Raw genomic sequence first — 20,093 nt, forward strand, 5'->3', positions numbered from 1 at the left:
CGACAATCATAACCAAGCCTTCGCTCGGACGTCCTTCGTCGAGATCGGACCTGCCAAGACCATTCGCGTCCGGCAGATGTCCATTGTGTAACGGTTTTGTTGCATCGTTCCAAAAATCGGAAATTTGGGGGTGTGCCATCGCTTTACCTACTCCTCTCCATCGCGCTGACTTGCTTTTCTCCTCTTTGGTTTGGCTCCCTAGCAAAGCATGTCAAAGGCGTGAACTAATACGCTCATCGTCTGTCAGGCTGACTAGATGTTGACCGAAGATTGGATTCAAGGAGTAGGACATACGCCGTCCCAACACACCGACGTATGGCTTCCGCGCCCTATGGAGGTAACCCAACCTGGAGTGCATAGTACGATGCTGTGGAAAAGGCGCATTAATCCTGGTTAACAATTTGGTAATTATATCTTAGGTGACTAATATATCCAAAGGTACGACAACCTGTAATTGCACATAATTTCCCCGCACTAATAAGATGAGTATGCAGCCCATTCCAGGCACAGTGGCTTTGTGCGATCCTTTGGATCCTTGGCCCCATGACGGCAATGGAATCAGATCGCCAAGATCGGCGCCGCTCCGTGTAAGATATCGTGCGCTTTTAGATTGCCATTGGCGAGAGTGGCCGATTTTGAGAGACCGTCAAGAATGGTCTGCAGATTGACAAGTTCTGCCTCGATCACCAGCGAGACCTGTCGTGCCATCTGCAAAGCGTCCCGTTCGAAGCGGGTTGCTGTTGCAGTGCATACTGGACGCGCAGATATGCCGCGAACAGCCAGACCGGAGCCGACCGACGAAGCACGCCCGTGTCCTCTTTTTTGGTTCCGCTAAAGCGTAGTGCAAGCCGCGAAACGACAAGCGTTAGCTATATCGAACCGAAGGTGCGCTGTCGCCGCCGCTACTCCTCCTCCCGCTGGGTCATAATCAGCACCAGCGCGGGTTCGACGTCGGTCGTCACCGGCTTATCGGCCATCGGCTGCCCCCCGAATTGTCGCTCTCATACTTCGTTCGTATGCTTTGCGCGTATTCAGCATGAGCGCATATAGTCCCTCAGCCCCGGCGCCGTTTCTCACAAACAGCCCGTCGGTTAGGCCCGGTGTCCTAGCCCCATCCCAACAAAGGGGTGCCGGGCCGCTCCGTCAAAGCCCCTCGTTGCTAAAGGCCCGCCGCCCCATTTGCGAGGCGACGGACCTCGTCCCAGCCCACACTCTATCAATGCAATTGCGGTGCCAGGCGTACTGACCCGTAACGGGTCACATTTGGCCGAGCGGATGGGCTTTGATCATGATGATCCTGGCGCAGTGTCAGGCGAACCTGACCCATTGATTGGACCATTCCATGGAGGTGCCCCAATGCGGTATGATGATCCAGCAGTCTTCTTGTCTGATCTTCCGGAAGCGCAGATCGTGGGAAGACAGCGGCGAGGAGGAGGTTATGAAGAGCCAGTGATAGGGTTGGAGACGACCATGTCCATCAGGAACCAGATCGGATCGCTCGGCCTAGCACAGGCCCGCCTTTCGGATTGCATCGCGGCCGACTGCCGTGGATGAGGATCGCCGGACGCCAATCCCTGACTTGTCCTTTTCCACCGCGAGAAGCGTCCGCGACTATCTGGCGGCGCAAGAGAAGAAGTCGCTGCTGCGCTTCCTGACCTGCGGTTCGGTCGACGACGGTAAGTCGACGTTGATCGGTCGGCTGTTGTCCGACACCAAGCAGATTTTCGAGGACCAGCTCGCCGCGCTCGAACGCGATTCGCGAAAGCACGGCACGACGGGCGACGACATCGACTTCGCGCTGCTGGTCGACGGCCTCGAGGCCGAGCGCGAGCAAGGCATCACAATCGACGTCGCCTACCGCTTCTTCGCCACGCCGAAGCGCAAGTTCATCGTCGCCGACACGCCCGGCCACGAACAATATACCCGCAACATGGCGACCGGTGCCTCGACCGCCGATCTGGCGATCGTGCTGATCGATGCCCGGCAGGGTATGCTGCGCCAGACCCGGCGCCATTCGATCATCGCCTCGCTGCTCGGCATTCGCCACATCGTGCTGGCGGTCAACAAGATCGATCTTGTCGATTTCGACCAGGCGGTCTTCGACAGCATCGTCGAGGACTACCGGCAGTTCTCAGGCGATCTCGGTTTCCAGACCATGGTGCCGATCCCGATGTCGGCCCGTTATGGCGACAATGTCAGCCGCCGCTCGGACAGCATGAAGTGGTATTCCGGCCCGACGCTGATCGAGCAACTCGAAACCGTCTCGGTCGACGAAGTCACCGCCGAGCTGCCGTTCCGCTTTCCGGTTCAGTACGTCAATCGCCCCAATCTCGATTTTCGCGGCTTCGCCGGCACCATCGCGTCCGGCACCATTGCGCAAGGCGACGAGGTCGTCGTCGCCAAATCGGGCAAGTCCTCGCATGTCAAACGCATCGTCGCCTATGGCGGCGATCTCAAACAGGCGGTGGCCGGCCAGGCCATAACGCTCGTCCTTGACGACGAGGTCGAGGTTTCCAGGGGCAACATGCTGGTTTCGCCGGCCGCGCGGCCGCAGGTCGCCGACCAGTTCGCCGCCAACATCGTCTGGTTCGACGAGCATGCGCTGCTGCCGGGCCGCTCCTATATCCTGCGCACCGAGACCGATCAGACCAGCGCCACCGTCACCGACTTGAAATACCGCATCAACGTCAACGACTTTGGCCATGAGGCGGCCAAGTCGCTCGAGATGAATGAAGTCGGCATCTGCAACATCTCGACGCGGGCGCCGATTGCCTTCGACCCGTTTGGCGAGAACCGGACCACTGGCGCCTTTATCCTGATCGATCGCATCAGCAACGCCACGGTTGGCGCCGGCATGATCGTGCACTCGCTGCGCCGCGCCGAAAACATCCATTGGCAATCGCTCGATGTCGGCAAGCGCGTGCGCGCCGACATGAAGAACCAGCGGCCGGCCGTGTTCTGGTTCACGGGGCTTTCGGGTTCCGGCAAGTCTACCATCGCCAACCTGTTCGAGAAGAAGCTGTTCGCCACAGGCCGCCATACCTATATTCTCGATGGCGACAATGTCCGTCACGGTCTCAACCGCGACCTCGGATTCACCGATGCCGATCGCGTCGAGAACATTCGCCGCGTCGCCGAAGTGGCCAAGCTGATGGCCGATGCCGGGCTGATCGTCATTGTCTCCTTCATTTCGCCGTTCAGCGCCGAGCGGCGCATGGCCAGGGAATTGATGGCCGATGGCGAGTTCATCGAGGTGTTTGTCGACACGCCTTTCGAGGAATGCGCCAGGCGTGACCCGAAGGGTCTCTACGCGCGCGCGCTGAATGGCGAGATCAAGAATTTCACCGGTGTCGATTCTCCTTACGAAGCACCGGAGAAACCGGAGATCCATCTCAAGACGCTCGGCAAGTCGGCCGAAGAGATGGTAGATACCCTGGAACACTGGCTGGACGAGCGTGACATTGCCGAAGAGCAATATGACAATGGCGGCGGCATCTGACGCTTTTTGCTTTAGAATACGAGTGACGCGTCGATTGAAGGAGAACGCTGGCATGGTTCGGGTCGTTGGCTTCCTGCTCTGGCGTGTGCCAAGCCCGGCATGCTGATTGGCAAGCGGAACCCGTCGCCAGTTGCGCCCGTGGCACGGTCGTTCTCGAACGCTGCAAGCCTTTCGCAGGATGACAAAGAGGGCCGTCGGAAGCTGGGCGTGTTACGTGTGCCTGGCTCATCCGTTGACGCAAACAAGTCGCATGACGGTGTGTCGGGATCCATGGGACTGCGCCAAAACTCCGGCGAGGTAGTATTTGGGCGCCACGTTCGCCGCTTTTGCATGATCTGCTTGTGTCTCTTTCGCTTGTTGTCGCCGGCCTTCGCGCAGGACGATGGCGAGGACGAGGACGAAGAAGATAGCGCCGTGTGCGACATCGATGTCGGCGGGTCCGGCTCGGAAAGCAAACCGCTCAGCGCAACCGATGGCACGGGGTCGCATCGCTACCTCGTCAACGGCGTTTGCTACGATCTATCCGGAAGCCTGCAGGGCACCCTGCAACACACCAATGCTCCGGAGCCGCATTTGGGACCTGGTTCAAGAACCGCCCGGACTTTCAGCTCCGAAGCGGATTTGCGCCTTGCGGCTGCGCGGCTGACGGGATCCGGACCGTTCAAGTTCGTCTTCGGTATTTCCTGGAGCTATAACTCCGACGATGGTTTCGACGCAGCGCCCACCTTGTCCGAAGCAACAATCGAATACGCGGGGGTAAAAGTTGGCTACGCTGAATCCCTCATGAACGCCTGGTCGGGCGATTTCCAGTTCACCGCGTCGTCGCCGTCGCTGAGCAGTTATCTGGCTTCCTACAAATACGAGATCACCGACGATCTATCGTCCTCTGTGGCGGTCGAGGCCGGTCCTCCGACCAGCCGCGGTGCAACCACCTGGGAATTCCCCAAGACGCCGCCGTATTTCACGGCGCAGCTCCATTACGAAAAAGACGACTGGATCATGCAGGTTTCGGCGGCCGCTCGTCGGCAAGAGACGCCGGCCGCGCGCTTGCTCGATTTGTCGGCCGGCAGCCGATTCGGTTGGGCAGCGACAGCCGGCCTTACGGCGCCGGTTAGATTTGCCGGTGAAGACGATAATTTTAGCGCCGGCCTTGCCTATTCGGTAGGCGCGCCTGCTTTCCTTGGCACCGAAGCCGACGCCGCCGCTTTCGCCGCGCGCTTCCCCACCGTCGGCCCGATACAGGGTTGGAGCGCCGTGGCTTCGTACCATCATGAATGGTCGGACAAATGGGAGTCGAACGCGTTCGTAAGCTATGTCGCGGTGAATCTCGACCTGTTCGCGACCAACCCCTCGATCAGACCGAAGCGATACGGCGTAAATTTGATCTATCAGCCCACGGAAAAGTGGACGATCGGCACGGAAGTGGATGCGCTTAGCACACATGTCGCGCTCAACGGCGCGGTCGGTCTTATTCCGGGTGCCGATTTGAAAGGGACGACGGACTTCCTGTGGGTTACACGTGAATTTTGATCGGTTCGATGTAAACACGATCATCAAAGCTGTTGCCTCGCGGGATCTTCGACTTTTCTCCGCGCTACGAGAGCAAGAAGCCCGACAAACCTATCGTGCTAATTAGTGGCCGTTTCGGATCGCCGGCTGAAGCTCCTGGGCGGCATCCCCGCCCAGGAGCGAAAGGCGCGCGTGACCGTCCCGTGATCAGCAACAGCGCTGCGCTCCGGAACAAATGGGGCTCCTTCGGCGCAAACTGGGACGGTGGGACCGCAGAAGGCTGGCACGGCCCCAACGGACAGGCGCATCGCGCCTGTCCGGGAGCACTATTGCCAGAAGCCACCCAAAGTCACTGTATGTTGACGACGACGTAGCGCCCGCTGGAGGCCTGATAATACCTGCCGCCACAGTGCCACAGTACGGGGCCGTAGACGGTGGTTTTCACGCATGCGGCCGGGAGGCTGTTCACGTAGACACTCGTCCGACGGATTGTTCGGCGGGTGGTGCGCCTCGCAACGCCAGCGACGCTGCCGGGCGTGAGCGGATGGCCAACTCGCGCCTGCGCGTCGCCGACGAAAGAGGGGAGCGGTACAACTGTGTCGATCAGTCCGCCAAAAATCATGGTGACGGCGATCGCAGCCGCACCACCGGCCAATCTCAAGCTAAGTCTTGTCATCGTTCATCCTCTCTATAAATCAAATACCTGCGGCAAGCGCTACTTGGCCGTCAGGATCTTTATCGGCGCCGCGACGGGTAAAGTAAGAACGCGGGTCGTGGCGCCGGCCAGCCCGCCCTCTTCCTGATCTGGAATACCCTGCGCCAGGGCCTTGCGAAGATCCGGCGCAATTTCCGCGACTTGGGCGAACTTGCCGTGATTGGTCGCATCGTTGGCTTTCACATCAGGCAAGTCAACGACTATCGCGCCGAGTTCTGCGAGTTCCGCCGTGTTGCTGCTCGCCCCAATCCGATCTTTGCCGCCAGCGATAAGCCTCGACAGACCCAATGCTTTGTCGTCGCGCGAGACAATGATCAAAAACGGCTTTTTTGGTTTCCCAATTCGCTGCATTTCCGATTTGAATACGTCCTCGTCGATGTCGGGGGCGGCGAGTATCACCGTACCAAGCTTGCTGGCGGAAGTGAGGTTTCCCGATATCTTGATTTGCCGAAATGCCTCGACGGTCACCCAGTTGCCCATCGAATGCGCGAGGACGTTGATTTCATCGGCATCGCTGGCCAGCAAAAGGCGCAGCGTCCGCTCCAATCCGTCGCGAGCGATGGTCGCGCTGTTGTTGTCGTACACGCAGTCCAGCGTCTTGCCCCGCGAGGCCCAAACGCGATAACCCGCCGAAGGATGGAATTCATCAGCGGATCGCGGAAGCCGGTGAATACCATCCACGCCATCGACTACGAGTTCTATGAAGAGCTCCACACGGTCATCGAGCGTGAGCCGAGTTCGATGCTCGATCCGGAAATGCTGGGCCTGTTTGCCTCCATCGGCATCCAGAAGGGCAAGCCCTTCGCGCCGGACGAGCGAATGAAGAAGCTGCTGGTCGAAGCGCTCGCTATCGGCAACGCAACCGCCCGCGCGCTGGCCTTCCGCCCTCGCCTCGACGGCGCCCAACTCTATCCAAACAGCTCCTGGAACGCGGCTTCGTGGACGGCAGCTATGAATGGCTCCGGGACGGCGGCGAGGGCGGCCGCAATCTCGACTCCAGGACCATGTTCTTCTACCAGGCGACGGTGAACACGCCCGCCATGGTGCAGAAAATGATCGGCGTCGGTTCCCAATACGCCTATGCCTCAACCGACGTGAACGGCGACTATCTGGACGGTGCCAAGACGTACAGCCTCCACATTCCCGCTAATCCGCCGGTCAAGGATTTCTGGTCCGTGGTGATCGGCGATCCGCAGACGCGCTCGGAGCTTGAGACGGGCCAGACCTTCCCGAGCAAGAACAACAAGCGCGACAAGCTCGCCGAGAACTCCGACGGTTCGGTCGATCTCTATTTCGGCCCGAAGGCCCCTGAAGGTAAAGAGGCGAACTGGGTCCAGACCGTCGCCGGGAAGGGATGGATGGTATCCGATTCTTCGGCTTTATGGCCCGCTCGAACCCTGGTTTGACAAGACCTGGCGGCCGGGCGAGTTTGAGGTGGTCAAGTAGCAGGGTTCCGCGTTCGATCCGGCATGGTTCGTTCGATTGCGGGAACGTCTGGTCGTACTGTCGATCGAAACTTGCCGGAGCGCTCGATGAGCAATGCACTGCCCACTCGAATTGGTCTTCTACTGTCGGCCGTCATTCCGATTTTCCTTTGGGTGCTCCTTGGAGCTTCCTGGGCCCAGCAGCCTCCGGACGGCGTGCCGCCCGAAAAGGCACGGCAATTCCTCGACCTGCTGTCCGATCCGGAGGTCAAGGTATGGCTCGAAGGAAAGATACCGGTAGCCGCCGAGGAACCGTCTGCCGCATCGCTGGCCGACGCAATCTCGAACTGGGAGCTGGCCGTTCGCGCACGTCTCGTCGCGCTCACCGATGCCATTCCTCGCATCCCGCAGGAGGCAGCTAACGCCGCCGGCGTCGTCTCGCGCGACGTGAATTCAGGTAGGCCCGGGCTGGTGATCCTGATCCTGGCAGTGCTGACTGTCGTCGGCTTCGGCGCCGAGTGGTTGGTCCGCCGGGCTTTGTCGCCTGGCGGTTCTGACCCAACAATTGATCCCGGACAGGCAGCCCTGTCCGAGGTCGCTGCCTTGCTGACATTTGCTCTGGCAGCCATCGGCTCGTTCCTCGCGTTCGACTGGCCGCCTTTGCTGCGCCGCATCGTGCTGACTTTGCTGCTCGCCTTCATCGCCGTGCGTGTCGTCCGCGCAATTGTCAGGTTGCTGTTTGGACTCGCCGGCGCGGAGAGCAGGACGCCGGATGAGACGCTGACAACAGTTCCTGTTGCAAACTCGACCGCGCAGCGTTTCTGGCTTCGGCGCGTGAGCCTCATCGCCGGCTTTCTGCTGTTTGGCTGGGCCGTGGTCAGCCTCATGCCGAGCATCGGTTTCTCGGTCGACGTGGCGCGGGTGGTTGCCCTGCTTTGTGGCCTGGGCATGTTGGCCATCGCCATCGAAATCGTCTGGCGGCGGCCGGGCAGCGCAGCTTCCGCTGCCAGGCATTCGCTGCTGACGCTCTATCTGATCGCGCTTTGGCTGGCCTGGGTGGCAGGACTGCTCGGCGTGCTGTGGCTCGGCCTCTATGCGCTGCTATTGCCGGTGGCGGTGCGTGGGGTTGGCAACGTCGCACAGGCCTTCGCCAGCAGAGCGCAGCGCAGCGGCGCCCTCGGCATCATGCTGAACGTGCTGATCGTCAGGGGAGCCAGGGCAGCGATGATTGGCGCGGCGGTCGCTTGGCTCGCCTATGTCTGGCGCATCAGGGCTGCTGCCCTTGCCGGCAGTGAAACAGGCGCGATCGTGATTTCGGGCCTGCTCAATAGCATCATCATCCTCCTGGTAGCGGATCTGCTGTGGCAGCTGGCGAAGGCGCTGATCGCTTATCGGATGGAGCTCGCGTCAAAAGACGGGTCAAGCGCGGACGACCTTGCCCGCAGCGGCCGGCTGCGTACGCTGCTGCCGATATTCCGCAACGTGCTTGCTGTCTTCATCGCGGCCGTCGCAGTGCTGACAATCCTGTCCGGACTGGGCGTGCAGATTGCACCTTTGATCGCCGGCGCGGGCATTTTCGGCGTCGCTATCGGCTTCGGTTCGCAGACACTGGTCAAGGACGTGCTGAGCGGCGTTTTCTATATGCTCGACGACGCTTTCCGTGTCGGTGAGTATATCCAGAGCGGCAGCTATAAGGGCACCGTCGAATCGTTCAGCCTGCGATCAGTCAGGCTGCGGCATCACCGCGGCCCAATTTTCACCGTGCCGTTCGGCCAGCTCGGCGCCATCCAGAACATGAGCCGTGACTGGGTGATGGACAAGATGGCTCTCAGCATCACCTACGATTCTGACATAGACCTCGCTCGCAGGCTCATCAAGAAGATCGGTCAGGAGCTGGCCGCGGATCCCGAGTTCGCGGCCGATACGATCGAGCCGCTGAAAATGCAAGGTGTCGACAGTTTTGGCGACTCCGGGATCGACATCAGGATGAAGCTGATGACCAAGCCGGGAGGTCAGTTCGGCATCAAGCGGCGAGCCTTCATGATGATCAAGAAGGCATTCGACGAGAACGGCATCAAGCTCGCTGTTCCCACCGTGCATGTGGAGGGTGGCGGCGACAACGCGGCCGCCGCGCAGCAACTACTCAAGCTGAAGCAGGCTAAGAGCTAGCGGCAAACCCGGCGCCTGATGGCACTTCCGAATCCGGCCCGCTTTGTGACAACGCCACTGCGAGACTTGGCGAAAAAGGCCGGGACACCCCCTGCACTGCAGATTTGATCTGGCACAAATTGGGTCGTGATTTCGATCGGTATGATTATCTATGGTTCTAAATCTGCTCATCGGCACAATCGTCATAAGCCTGACGGTGCTGGTTCATACCTTTGGCCTTATCGCCGTCACACATGCGATGGGATACCTTGTGTCCCGCTTTCGCATGCACGGGCGCCGCAGCCGCATCGTCGCGATGATCAGCGTGGTGATGGGTCTCTTTGCCGTCATGACCACGGAGGTCTGGCTTTGGGCTGGGCTATACCGGATGCTCGACATCTTCGCCGATTTCGAAACTGCCTTGTACTTTTCCACCATCACTTTCTCGACGGTTGGTTACGGCGACATCGTGCCCGCCCATGCGTGGCGCGTCCTGGCGGCACTCGAGGGCGTGAACGGGTTCCTGCTAATCGGCTGGTCGACAGCCTACCTGATAGCAGCAGGCACCCGCATCGGGCCCTTCAAGGCCGGCGAGCATTTTTGACCGCAGCAGATGCTCCCATTTGCTCCCGATCAATGAACGCGCGTCAATCTGTCGGTAGGCTTTCTGTCGATGGTAACCACGAATTGCTCAGGGACAGGCGAGAGGAAGACATCCGCTTTCTGCTTCTTTCGACGAATTGACTATGTGCTACGGGAACCGCAGACCGGTCAGATCGGGAGGAAAGACATCAGGTTGGGAGGATTTAAGCATGGGCGAGGATCTATACGGCCATCATGCCGACCGCATCCAGGCGGCGATTGCCTCGGACGCTGCAGCGAAGTCCGCACTGGTTGCTTCCTGGCGACGGTCTTCCAATTTGCATCGGCTCGATCCAGCCGACTGTAGCCCCCCACGCTATCTGACGGAGGCGGAACTGGGACAGGCCGGGCAACGCATCGAACCTCTCGTCCAAGCTGCCCAATCGAGTCTCGACCGGCTCTATCTCGCGGTTGGCGGCGTCGGGTGCTGTGTCCTGCTTGCCGATCGTGACGGGGTGCCGGTCGAACGGCGCGGTGCGCCCGTCGATGACGAGACGTTTCGTTCCTGGGGTTTGTGGACTGGCTCCGTCTGGAACGAGGAAAGCCAAGGCACCAACGGGATCGGCACCTGTCTGGTCGAGCGGCGCGCTCTCACGATTCACCGTGACCAGCATTTCCATACGCGCAACACGCTGCTCAGTTGCACCACCGCTCCTATCCACGATCATGAAGGGAATCTTGTAGCCGCGCTTGACGTGTCTTCCTGCCGGGCTGATCTGACCGAAGCCTTCGCCAATCTCATCTCGATGGCTGTGGTCGACGCGGTGCGTCGGATCGAAGGTGAAAACTTCAAGATGGCATTCCCAAAGGCGCGAATTCTGCTCGCCCCAGTGACTGACAAAGGCTCCGGAGCGCTGATCGCCGTTGACGCGGACGATCTCGTGGTCGGCGCGACCCGTTCGGCGCGCCTGGCGCTTGGCATTACCCAGCAGTGTCTCGACAAGCCGATGCCCGCCGCCGATTTGTTCGGCTGGGCTGAGCGCGGCTCCAAAATTCTCGCTGAGGCAGAGCGCGGGGCTCTCCAGCGTGCACTCGCGCGCGCTGACGGAAATGTCTCGGCTGCAGCTCAGGCGCTAGGGATCAGCCGCGCGACGCTCCACCGCAAGCTCAACCGCCTGGATGTCCATCGGTCTCACTGAACTCCCTTGGCGACCATGACTGTCGCAATTCTGCGACACATCATGTCCGACCGCGGTGACCAGTGCGGTGACAACTACGGGCGAAAATCGCAAGTCTCTTCCGAAGCGTCGCATCCCGCGACGTCAGCTTTGGGAGGAAGACACATGAACAAGGTTGAATTTTCACGCTCGGTCAAGGCGCCCTTCGACAAGCGCTATGGCAATTTCATCGGCGGCAAATGGGCCGAACCGCGGTCCGGCCGTTACTTCGAGAACCACTCGCCGGTAAACGGGCAGCTGCTGTGCGAGGTGGCGCGCTCAGATGCCCAGGACATCGATGCGGCCCTGGACGCGGCCCATGCCGCCAAGGATGCCTGGGGACGGACCAGCGTGGCCGAGCGGTCGCTTATCCTCAACCGCATCGCCGACCGCATGGAGGAGAACCTCGATCTCCTCGCCTGTGCAGAAACCTGGGACAATGGCAAGCCGATCCGGGAAACGACCGCGGCCGACCTGCCTCTGGCCATCGACCATTTCCGCTATTTCGCCGGCGCCGTGCGCGGCCAGGAAGGCAGCCTTTCGCAGATCGACGACGACACCGTCGCCTATCACTTCCATGAGCCGCTCGGCGTGGTCGGTCAGATCATCCCGTGGAACTTCCCGTTGCTGATGGCATGCTGGAAACTTGCTCCCGCGCTTGCGGCCGGCAACTGCGTGGTGCTGAAGCCAGCCGAGCAGACCCCGGCCGCTATCCTGCTCTGGGCCGATCTTATCGGCGATCTGCTGCCGGCAGGCGTGCTCAACATCGTCAACGGTTTCGGCCTCGAGGCCGGCAAGCCGCTCGCTTCGTCACCGCGCATCGCCAAAATCGCCTTTACCGGCGAGACCACGACGGGTCGGCTGATCATGCAATATGCCAGCCAGAACCTCATTCCCGTCACGCTGGAACTGGGCGGCAAGTCACCCAACATCTTCTTCAAGGATGTCGTCGCCGAAGACGACGATTTCTTCGACAAGGCTATCGAAGGCTTCGTCATGTTCGCGCTGAACCAGGGCGAGGTCTGCACCTGCCCCAGCCGGGCGCTCATCCATGAATCAATCTACGACAGGTTCATGGAACGCGCCCTCAAGCGCGTCGAGGCGATCGTGCAGGGCGACCCGCTCGATCCGGCGACGATGATCGGTGCTCAGGCCTCGTCGGAGCAGATGGAAAAGATCCTGTCCTACATCGACATCGGCCGCCAGGAAGGAGCGGAGTTGCTGACCGGTGGGGCGCGCAATCTTCTGCCGGGCGACCTCGCCGGCGGCTACTACGTCCAGCCCACGGTGTTCAAGGGTCACAACAAGATGCGCATCTTCCAGGAGGAAATATTTGGGCCGGTGGTATCGGTCACGACCTTCAAGGACGACGACGAAGCCCTCAGCATTGCCAACGATACGCTCTACGGTCTGGGCGCAGGCGTCTGGACACGCGATGCCAACCGCGCCTACCGCTTCGGCCGGGCAATCCAGGCTGGCCGCGTCTGGAGCAATTGCTACCATGCCTACCCCGCGCATGCGGCCTTCGGCGGCTACAAGCAGTCCGGCATTGGCCGGGAGACCCACAAGATGATGCTCGACCACTACCAGCAGACCAAGAACATGCTGGTCAGCTACAGCCCGAAGAAGCTCGGCTTCTTCTGATCGCTGCGCCCATGCGCGCGGCCCCAAGGGACCGCGCGCATGACTGGAAACCGGATAAGACCATGCATGCAAAAGTCACAGCGACGCCGGCAGCCCTTGAACTGATCACGGAGATCGTCACCGATCATGGCCCGGTGCTGTTCCATCAGTCCGGTGGCTGCTGCGACGGCTCTTCGCCAATGTGCTATCCGGTGGCTGGCTTCATCATCGGTGACCAGGATGTGTTACTCGGCCACATCGGTGAGGCGCCATTCTACATCGGGGCCTCGCAATTCGAAGCCTGGAAGCACACCGATCTCATTATCGACGTAGTGGCTGGTCGCGGCGGCATGTTCTCGCTCGACAATGGACGCGAGAAGCGATTCCTGACGCGGTCGACGATTTGCGCTGTCAGATGAGGATGTGGGTCATCCATCGGGTCATGGACACGGCCGTCATAGGCTTGACGGCCCTGACACAACGTTCGGTCCCATCGCATTCAGTTCGCGACCAAGCCGCCGCTCAGACCGCTACCGAATGTCTCGCCTTGCCGGTTTCGAAATACTTGTCGAACTTCGCGGCGACGCTTCTGACAAAGGGCCGGCTTTCCACCGGCACGACGAAGTGGTCACCGTTCAATTCAAGCATCGGCGCTGGATCAAGCAGGGCGGTCGAGCTTGCCTTGCTGAGAAGCTTTTGGCCGGCTTCGCCGAAGCGCTCAACCAAGTCGATCGCGGAAAAGGCGAAGTCGCACATCAGCCGTTCGATGATCCAGCCGCGAACGCGATCATCCATGGAGAACGCGATGCCTCTGACGGTCGCCAGCCCGCCGTCAGCCACCATGCGGCCATACTCTGTGGTCGAAGGCATGTTCTGTGCATAGCCTTGCCGATACTGGCTGATGGATGACGGACCGAGGCCGATCAAGGTTTCGCAGCGATCCTCGGTATAGCCCTGGAAGTTGCGGTGCAACGTCCCTGAGCGCGCGGCCAGCGCCAGCGCATCGCCTGGTTTTGCGAAATGGTCGAGCCCAATTGCTTCATATCCTTGGTCGAGGATGGCGCGCGCTGCCAGTTGCGATTGGGCGAACCGCTCCTCCGGGCCTGGCAACCAGGCGTCGTCGATCATTGTCTGATGTTTCTTGAACCATGGCACATGAGCATAGCCAAAAAGCGCGATCCGGTCCGGCTCCAGCGACAGCGCCTGTTGGACCGTGGATAGGACACTCTCCCTGGTCTGGTGCGGCAAACCGTAGAGCAGGTCCAGGTTGACCGATTCGACACCGCGCGAGCGAACGCCGTCGACGACGGCTTTGGTCTGCAAAAAGGTCTGCTCGCGATTGATGGCCTTCTGGACCTTGGGGTCGAAATCCTGGACGCCGAGGCTCGCTCTCGTCATGCCTATTTCGGCAAGCGCGTCGAGGCGGGCTTCGTCCATGTCGTTGGGTTCGATTTCGACGCTGATCTTGGCGCCGGGGAGGAATGCAAAGCTGTTGCGCAGCACTGTTGCCAGCGCCACTATGTCCTGCGGTTTGAGCATCGTCGGCGAACCGCCGCCGAAATGGACGGCATGCACGCGGCCCTTGCCTCCGACAAGACTGGCAACGGTAGAGATCTCGGCATGCAGTGAGCGAAGATAGGCCGTCACGGGCTCGTAGTGGCGCGTCTGCTTGGTATGGCAGGCACAGAACCAGCAAAGCTTGTCGCAATAGGGGATGTGCAAATAGAGCGAGATCTCGTCGCCCTCGTTGAGCGCCTGCAGCCAGCCACGACAAGCGGCAGCATCGACGCCCGGATGAAAATGCGGCGCCGTTGGGTAGCTGGTATAGCGCGGCACGTTCTCACCAAGTCTGGCAACTAGATCTGGCCGCATGTCGCAATCAACTCCGGGCTGTGTCGCGCGATACTGCTCACCAGGGGCGACAACCGCCTTGATCTCGGTCAATGCCCATCGGCTGCGGACAAACTGCCGCAAGGCTTTTTGCTGGGCCGATGCTATATTCTGACGGGACCTATGGTTCCGCGGACGACCACGATGACAGTGCGCCAGGATGTACACAGCGCCGGCATTCCCGTGCTTTGCCAATCATGCGAAGCGCGGCACCACGGTGTTTGCGGAGCGCTCGATCCCGAACAATTGGTCGGCCTCGCCAAGACCTCGTCGAAGCATACCGTTGAACCGGGCGTGGAATTGATTGGCGACGCCGAAACCGTCGACAGTTACTCGAACGTGCTTTCCGGCGTGGTCAAGCTTACAAAGAGCCTTTCGGACGGGCGCCAGCAGATTGTCGGGCTTCAATTTGCTCCCGATTTTCTGGGCCGGCCCTTCAAGGTGGAAAGCGCGATCAACGCCGAAGCCGCAACGGCAGTCTCCCTGTGCTCGTTTCCGAAGGCCGCCATCGAACGGATGATGAAGGAATCGCCGGAACTGGAGCACCGTCTCTTCAAGCAGACGCTGAATGAACTCGATGACGCCCGCGATTGGATGGTGACGCTGGGCCGCAAGAGTGCTTCGGAAAAGGTGGCGAGCTTTCTTCTCATGATCGCCAGAAACATCGACCCCACGCTTGACCCGGCCGCCCAGTCGACAAGTTTCGATCTGCCTTTGACCCGCGCCGACATCGCCGATTTCCTTGGTCTGACCATCGAGACCGTCAGCCGCCAGTTGACCAGGCTGCGATCAGATAGCGTAATCCGGATAGAGAACAATCGGCATGTTGTCGTGGATAGCTTGGACCGGCTGCAGCGACGCTCCGGCGCCTAGGATCAATCGACGATCCCGATCATAGGGAGGACGTGCTCGCGTTCAAACGCTATGTGCCGGCGCAAGTTCTCGAACAGGCCGCGTAACATGAAACCGATGGCCTCGGGGTTCTCGACTGTCTCGCCATGACCGATGGCCAGCAGAATTTCGGTCACCTCACCGGCAAAGCACTCATCTTCCACATGTTCAGCCCGCAGTCGCCGGGTTGAAGCAAGGTTCGCATTACTGCCCACCACGGCCTCCTCGTAGGCGGGGAAGATGACTGTCTCTTCATATCGATGGATGTCGCGCAGCAGCGGGACGATGGCGTTGGCCGTGCCGAGGCACTTCAGACGATCGACGCTGGGCAATGCATCCGCGATTCTCTCCAAGGCATCGCAGAGTTGCAACTTTTCCCTGTGCGCGCGCTTCATCACCGCGGCCGGGACCACTTCTGTGGATCGGTCAACTGGTGCCGCATCTCCATCGCGTACTTCGAACAGCGACGATCCTGGCCCTTTCTTCCGGCTCAACGGCGACCCTCCAGTCATTTGCAGACCAACGCTGCCCAATCCGAAAGCACTGAGCTTTGACATGGATCAAGGCGGCGACAACGCAACTGCTGAATTGGTGTCCACGCGGATTGGCGTCCGCGCATCGGTATACAAGGTCGGGGGCATCTCATGAAGTTCGGCACACCAATCTTCGCTTTGGGCCTGTTCACATTTGCGGCTCTGGTGGCCGCCGGCTTCGGTGCAGATGAGCCTTTCCGACAGCATATGTGGGTGCTTTTTTTCGTGCTGCTCGGTTTTGTCGCCATCCTCCTCCGCAACACGAAATTCGACGTGGCCGCGCCGGTCGACCCCTCCGCTTACATGGACGGACCCATCCGCTACGGCGCCATCGCTACAATGTTCTGGGGGGTGGTCGGCATGCTGGTCGGCGTTGTCATCGCGCTGCAGCTTGCCTACCCTGATCTCAATATCCAGCCCTGGTTCAATTTCGGCCGCCTGCGGCCGCTGCATACGTCGGGCGTCGTCTTCGCCTTCGGCGGCAATGCGCTGCTGTGCACATCATTATACGTCGTGCAACGCACCTGTCGCGCCCGGCTCTTCGGTGGCGATCTCGCCTGGTTCGTGTTCTGGGGTTACCAGCTCTTCATCGTGATGGCCGCGACCGGCTACCTGCTCGGTATCACCGAAAGCCGCGAATACGCCGAACCCGAATGGTATGTCGACATCTGGCTGACAATCGTCTGGGTTGCCTACCTCATCCTGTTCCTTGGCACGATCCTGAAGCGCAAGGAACCGCATATCTATGTCGCCAACTGGTTCTATCTGTCCTTCATCGTCACCATCGCGATGCTGCACGTCGTCAACAATCTGTCGATGCCGGCTTCTTTCCTTGGATCGAAGAGCTACTCGGCGTTCTCGGGTGTCCAGGACGCCCTGACGCAATGGTGGTACGGCCACAATGCCGTCGGCTTCTTCCTCACGGCCGGCTTCCTCGGCATGATGTATTATTTCGTTCCCAAGCAGGCGAACCGGCCGATTTATTCCTACCGGCTGTCGATCATTCACTTCTGGGCGCTGATCTTCCTCTACATCTGGGCCGGTCCGCACCACCTCCACTACACGGCCCTGCCCGACTGGGCGCAGACATTGGGCATGGTGTTTTCGATCATGCTTTGGATGCCGTCATGGGGCGGCATGATCAACGGCCTGATGACGCTCTCGGGCGCCTGGGATAAGATCCGCACGGATCCAATCATCCGCATGATGGTGATGGCCATCGCCTTCTACGGCATGTCCACCTTCGAGGGACCGATGATGTCGATCAAGACGGTCAACTCACTGTCGCACTATACCGACTGGACCGTCGGCCACGTCCATTCCGGTGCGCTCGGCTGGGTCGGCATGATCTCGTTCGGCGCGATCTACTACATGGTGCCGAAGCTCTGGAACCGTGAACGTCTTTATTCGCTGCGGCTGGTCACCTGGCACTTCTGGCTGGCGACGCTCGGCATCGTTGTCTACGCGGCGGTGATGTGGGTATCCGGCATCATGCAGGGCCTGATGTGGCGTGAATACGACGAGCAGGGTTTCCTGGTCTACTCCTTTGCTGAAACCGTCGCCGCCATGCACCCATACTATGTCATGCGTGCCATCGGCGGGGCCATGTACCTCTCCGGCGCCCTGATCATGGCCTGGAACATCACCATGACCATCCTTGGATACAAGCGCGCGGAAGAGCCGATGCCGGGCTCCGCACCCTCCCTGCAGCCTGCCGAATAAGGAGCCAGAGAATGAGCCTGATGGACAGACACGCACTCATCGAGAAGAACGCCACGCTTCTTCTCGTTGGCTCGCTTCTTGTGGTGACCGTCGGCGGCATCGTCGAGATCGCGCCGCTCTTCTACCTCGACAACACGATCGAGAAGGTGGAAGGCATGCGCCCCTATTCGCCGCTCGAACTTGTCGGGCGCAACATCTACGTGCGCGAAGGTTGCTACCTCTGCCACAGCCAGATGATCAGGCCGTTTCGCGACGAGGTCGAGCGTTACGGCCACTACAGCCTGGCTGCGGAGTCGATGTACGACCACCCCTTCCAGTGGGGATCCAAACGCACCGGGCCAGATCTCGCCCGGGTTGGTGACCGTTATTCGAATGCCTGGCACGTCGCGCACCTTGCCGACCCACGCTCGGTGGTGCCGGAATCGGTCATGCCGAGCTATGCCTTCCTGAAGGACGCGCAGATCGAGGTGAAGGATTTCTCTACGCACCTGATCGCCAACAGGCGTGTCGGTGTCCCCTATAGCGATGACATGATCGCCAACGCCAACGCCGATCTGATGGCGCAGGCCGACCCGAATGCCGACCCCTCCGGCCTTCAGAAAAGATATCCCAAAGCCAAGGTCGGCGACTTCGACGGCAATCCGCAAAAGGTGACCGAAATGGATGCCCTCGTTGCGTATCTGCAGATGCTCGGCACATTGGTCGATTTCAAGAATTACGACGAAGCCGCCGGCTACCGCTGAGGAGAGTTATCCATGCAATACAATTTGATGCGGGAGTTTGCTGACAGTTGGGGCCTGGTCGCCATGGCGCTTTTCTTTGTCGGGGCAATTGTCTTCTCCCTCCGCCCTGGCAGTCGCAAGCTGGCCGACGAGGCTGCCCGGATTCCCCTTGAGGACGAGTAATCATGAGCGACGAGCACATCGACGAAATCTCTGGCGTCTCAACCACGGGCCACGAATGGGACGGCATCAGGGAGCTGAACAATCCGCTTCCGCGCTGGTGGGTCATGACTTTCTACCTCACCATCGTCTGGGCGATCGGCTACACGATCGCCTATCCGGCATGGCCACTGCTGCACTCGGCGACGAAGGGTGTGCTCGGCTATTCCAGCCGCGGCGAGGTCAAGAACGAGCTGACCACGGCTGAAGCCGCCAAAGGCAAATATGTCGCGGCGGTGCAATCCAAGACCGTCTCGGAGATAGCCGCGGACGATGCCTTGCGCGAATTCGCAGTCGCTGCAGGTGGCGCCGCATTCAAGGTCAATTGCGTGCAATGTCACGGCTCCGGTGCCCAGGGCTCCAAGGGCTTTCCCAATCTCAACGACGACGACTGGCTTTGGGGTGGCAAGGCTGAGCAGATCCAGCAGACGATCACGCATGGTATCCGCTTCGCGTCCGATCCGGACACGCGCTTGTCGGAAATGCCTGCCTTTGGCGACATCATAACCGCCGACCAGATCGCCCAAGTCAGCGCCTACGTTGCCAGCCTGTCCGGCAAGGTCCACGATGCTAGTCTGATCCAGCCCGGGGCCAAGGTCTTCGCAGAAAACTGCGTTGCCTGTCATGGTGACAACGCGAAAGGCAACAAGGAGCTCGGCGCCCCCGACCTAACCGACGCGATCTGGCTCTATGGCTCAGGCGAGACGGCAATCGCCGACCAGGTTCGCGCACCCAAGCAGGGCGTCATGCCAGCCTGGGGAGCGCGTCTTGGCGAAACCAAGGTCAAGGAACTGGCCGTCTACATCCATTCGCTTGGCGGTGGGGAATAGGAAGCGGGGACCTGTTCTCGACCCTTCACCTTCCAGGCGACGAGGCCCGGCCCAGCCGGGCCTCGACTCTTTTCCGCAACGCCAAGATTGACTTGCATCAACGCGGGCAGGTCCACCGGGCGGCATTGTTGCCCGGCGCATTCAAATCGCCGTCTGCGTGTAGAGCGGAGAAAAGTCGTTGCTGGACAATACGCAGGTAGAGCGGTTGGAAGCCGAGGCGGTCAATTCCGCCAAGATCCGTCAGCCTCTTTATGCGCCGCGCAAGAAGATCTTTCCAAAGCGCGCCTCAGGCAGCTTTCGCCGCTTCAAATGGCTGGTGATGGCGATCACGCTTGGCATCTACTATCTGACGCCGTGGCTGCGTTGGGACCGTGGTCCGTTTGCACCCGACCAGGCGGTGCTGCTCGATGTCGCCAATCGGCGCTTCTACTTGTTCTTCATCGAGATATGGCCGCAGGAATTCTTCTATGTGGCGGGCCTCCTGGTCATGGCCGGCGTCGGTCTTTTCCTGATCACCTCGACTGTCGGCCGTGCCTGGTGTGGCTATGCGTGCCCTCAGACGGTGTGGG

18 protein-coding genes and 1 pseudogene are annotated in these 20,093 nt (G+C 60.3%); 14 read left to right on the top strand and 5 right to left on the bottom strand.

Features of this window, described 5'->3' with window-relative positions:
• Positions 1–558: 558 nt before the first annotated feature.
• Positions 559–708: a hypothetical protein gene (locus tag EOA36_RS37160; RefSeq protein WP_189343812.1), complete on the bottom strand. Its 150-nt coding sequence runs from the start codon at positions 706–708 to the stop codon at positions 559–561.
• An 871-nt stretch (positions 709–1,579) separates the two neighbouring features.
• On the opposite strand from EOA36_RS37160, the gene cysN reads away from it, so the two are divergent.
• On the top strand, positions 1,580–3,499 hold the full coding sequence (gene cysN / locus EOA36_RS05735; protein WP_245464255.1) for a sulfate adenylyltransferase subunit CysN: 1,920 nt from the start codon (positions 1,580–1,582) through the stop codon (positions 3,497–3,499).
• A gap of 99 nt (positions 3,500–3,598) precedes the next feature.
• Positions 3,599–5,029 (top strand): porin, encoded by a 1,431-nt coding sequence (locus tag EOA36_RS05740; RefSeq protein WP_127275972.1) that lies wholly within the window; start codon positions 3,599–3,601, stop codon positions 5,027–5,029.
• A gap of 328 nt (positions 5,030–5,357) precedes the next feature.
• Here EOA36_RS05740 and EOA36_RS38070 read toward each other — a convergent pair whose 3' ends face one another.
• Both EOA36_RS38070 and EOA36_RS05750 read right to left on the bottom strand, forming a co-directional pair.
• Positions 5,358–5,630 (bottom strand): hypothetical protein, encoded by a 273-nt coding sequence (locus EOA36_RS38070; RefSeq protein ID WP_127275987.1) that lies wholly within the window; start codon positions 5,628–5,630, stop codon positions 5,358–5,360.
• 93 nt (positions 5,631–5,723) lie between these two features.
• On the bottom strand, positions 5,724–6,629 hold the full coding sequence (locus EOA36_RS05750; RefSeq protein WP_245464256.1) for an alpha/beta hydrolase: 906 nt from the start codon (positions 6,627–6,629) through the stop codon (positions 5,724–5,726).
• A 32-nt stretch (positions 6,630–6,661) separates the two neighbouring features.
• Here EOA36_RS05750 and EOA36_RS38075 point away from each other — a divergent pair, with 32 nt between their 5' ends.
• The 6 genes and pseudogenes from EOA36_RS38075 to EOA36_RS05780 all read left to right on the top strand — a co-directional run bounded on the left by EOA36_RS38075 (position 6,662) and on the right by EOA36_RS05780 (position 13,136).
• Entirely contained in the window at positions 6,662–7,129 is a 468-nt protein-coding gene (locus tag EOA36_RS38075; RefSeq protein ID WP_245464257.1) for a DUF1214 domain-containing protein, read from the top strand.
• A 126-nt stretch (positions 7,130–7,255) separates the two neighbouring features.
• Positions 7,256–9,339 (top strand): annotated as a pseudogene (locus tag EOA36_RS05760) (mechanosensitive ion channel family protein); the annotation flags it as partial.
• 128 nt (positions 9,340–9,467) lie between these two features.
• Positions 9,468–9,899, top strand: a complete 432-nt coding sequence (locus EOA36_RS05765; protein WP_127275975.1) for a potassium channel family protein — start codon at positions 9,468–9,470, stop codon at positions 9,897–9,899.
• Between the two features lie 208 nt (positions 9,900–10,107).
• A complete protein-coding gene (locus EOA36_RS05770; RefSeq protein ID WP_127275976.1) occupies positions 10,108–11,076 on the top strand; it encodes a helix-turn-helix domain-containing protein in 969 nt (322 codons plus the stop codon).
• A gap of 144 nt (positions 11,077–11,220) precedes the next feature.
• Positions 11,221–12,738 (top strand): aldehyde dehydrogenase, encoded by a 1,518-nt coding sequence (gene adh / locus EOA36_RS05775; protein ID WP_127275977.1) that lies wholly within the window; start codon positions 11,221–11,223, stop codon positions 12,736–12,738.
• Between the two features lie 62 nt (positions 12,739–12,800).
• On the top strand, positions 12,801–13,136 hold the full coding sequence (locus tag EOA36_RS05780) for a DUF779 domain-containing protein (protein WP_127275978.1): 336 nt from the start codon (positions 12,801–12,803) through the stop codon (positions 13,134–13,136).
• A 103-nt stretch (positions 13,137–13,239) separates the two neighbouring features.
• Here the strand turns inward: EOA36_RS05780 and hemN are convergent, their stop codons facing one another.
• Positions 13,240–14,589, bottom strand: a complete 1,350-nt coding sequence (gene hemN / locus EOA36_RS05785) for an oxygen-independent coproporphyrinogen III oxidase (protein ID WP_127275979.1) — start codon at positions 14,587–14,589, stop codon at positions 13,240–13,242.
• A gap of 162 nt (positions 14,590–14,751) precedes the next feature.
• Between hemN and EOA36_RS05790 the strand changes: the two genes are divergently transcribed.
• On the top strand, positions 14,752–15,480 hold the full coding sequence (locus EOA36_RS05790) for a Crp/Fnr family transcriptional regulator (RefSeq protein WP_127275980.1): 729 nt from the start codon (positions 14,752–14,754) through the stop codon (positions 15,478–15,480).
• A 2-nt stretch (positions 15,481–15,482) separates the two neighbouring features.
• On the opposite strand, the gene EOA36_RS05795 is transcribed toward EOA36_RS05790, so the two are convergent.
• The gene (locus tag EOA36_RS05795) at positions 15,483–15,893 is read right to left on the bottom strand and encodes a hemerythrin domain-containing protein (RefSeq protein WP_127275988.1); all 411 of its coding nucleotides are present in this window, start codon (positions 15,891–15,893) and stop codon (positions 15,483–15,485) included.
• Positions 15,894–16,142: 249 nt separating this feature from the next.
• On the opposite strand from EOA36_RS05795, the gene ccoN reads away from it, so the two are divergent.
• The 5 genes from ccoN to EOA36_RS05820 form a co-directional block, all read left to right on the top strand.
• Entirely contained in the window at positions 16,143–17,753 is a 1,611-nt protein-coding gene (ccoN, locus tag EOA36_RS05800) for a cytochrome-c oxidase, cbb3-type subunit I (protein WP_127275981.1), read from the top strand.
• An 11-nt stretch (positions 17,754–17,764) separates the two neighbouring features.
• The gene (ccoO, locus tag EOA36_RS05805) at positions 17,765–18,496 is read left to right on the top strand and encodes a cytochrome-c oxidase, cbb3-type subunit II (protein WP_127275982.1); all 732 of its coding nucleotides are present in this window, start codon (positions 17,765–17,767) and stop codon (positions 18,494–18,496) included.
• Positions 18,497–18,508: 12 nt separating this feature from the next.
• On the top strand, positions 18,509–18,658 hold the full coding sequence (locus EOA36_RS05810; RefSeq protein WP_127275983.1) for a cbb3-type cytochrome c oxidase subunit 3: 150 nt from the start codon (positions 18,509–18,511) through the stop codon (positions 18,656–18,658).
• Between the two features lie 2 nt (positions 18,659–18,660).
• Positions 18,661–19,524, top strand: a complete 864-nt coding sequence (gene ccoP, locus EOA36_RS05815; protein ID WP_127275984.1) for a cytochrome-c oxidase, cbb3-type subunit III — start codon at positions 18,661–18,663, stop codon at positions 19,522–19,524.
• Between the two features lie 178 nt (positions 19,525–19,702).
• On the top strand, positions 19,703–20,093 hold a 391-nt coding region (locus EOA36_RS05820), incomplete at its 3' end, for a 4Fe-4S binding protein (protein ID WP_127275985.1).

This window comes from Mesorhizobium sp. M8A.F.Ca.ET.021.01.1.1 (assembly GCF_003998025.1).
Lineage (GTDB): Bacteria > Pseudomonadota > Alphaproteobacteria > Rhizobiales > Rhizobiaceae > Mesorhizobium.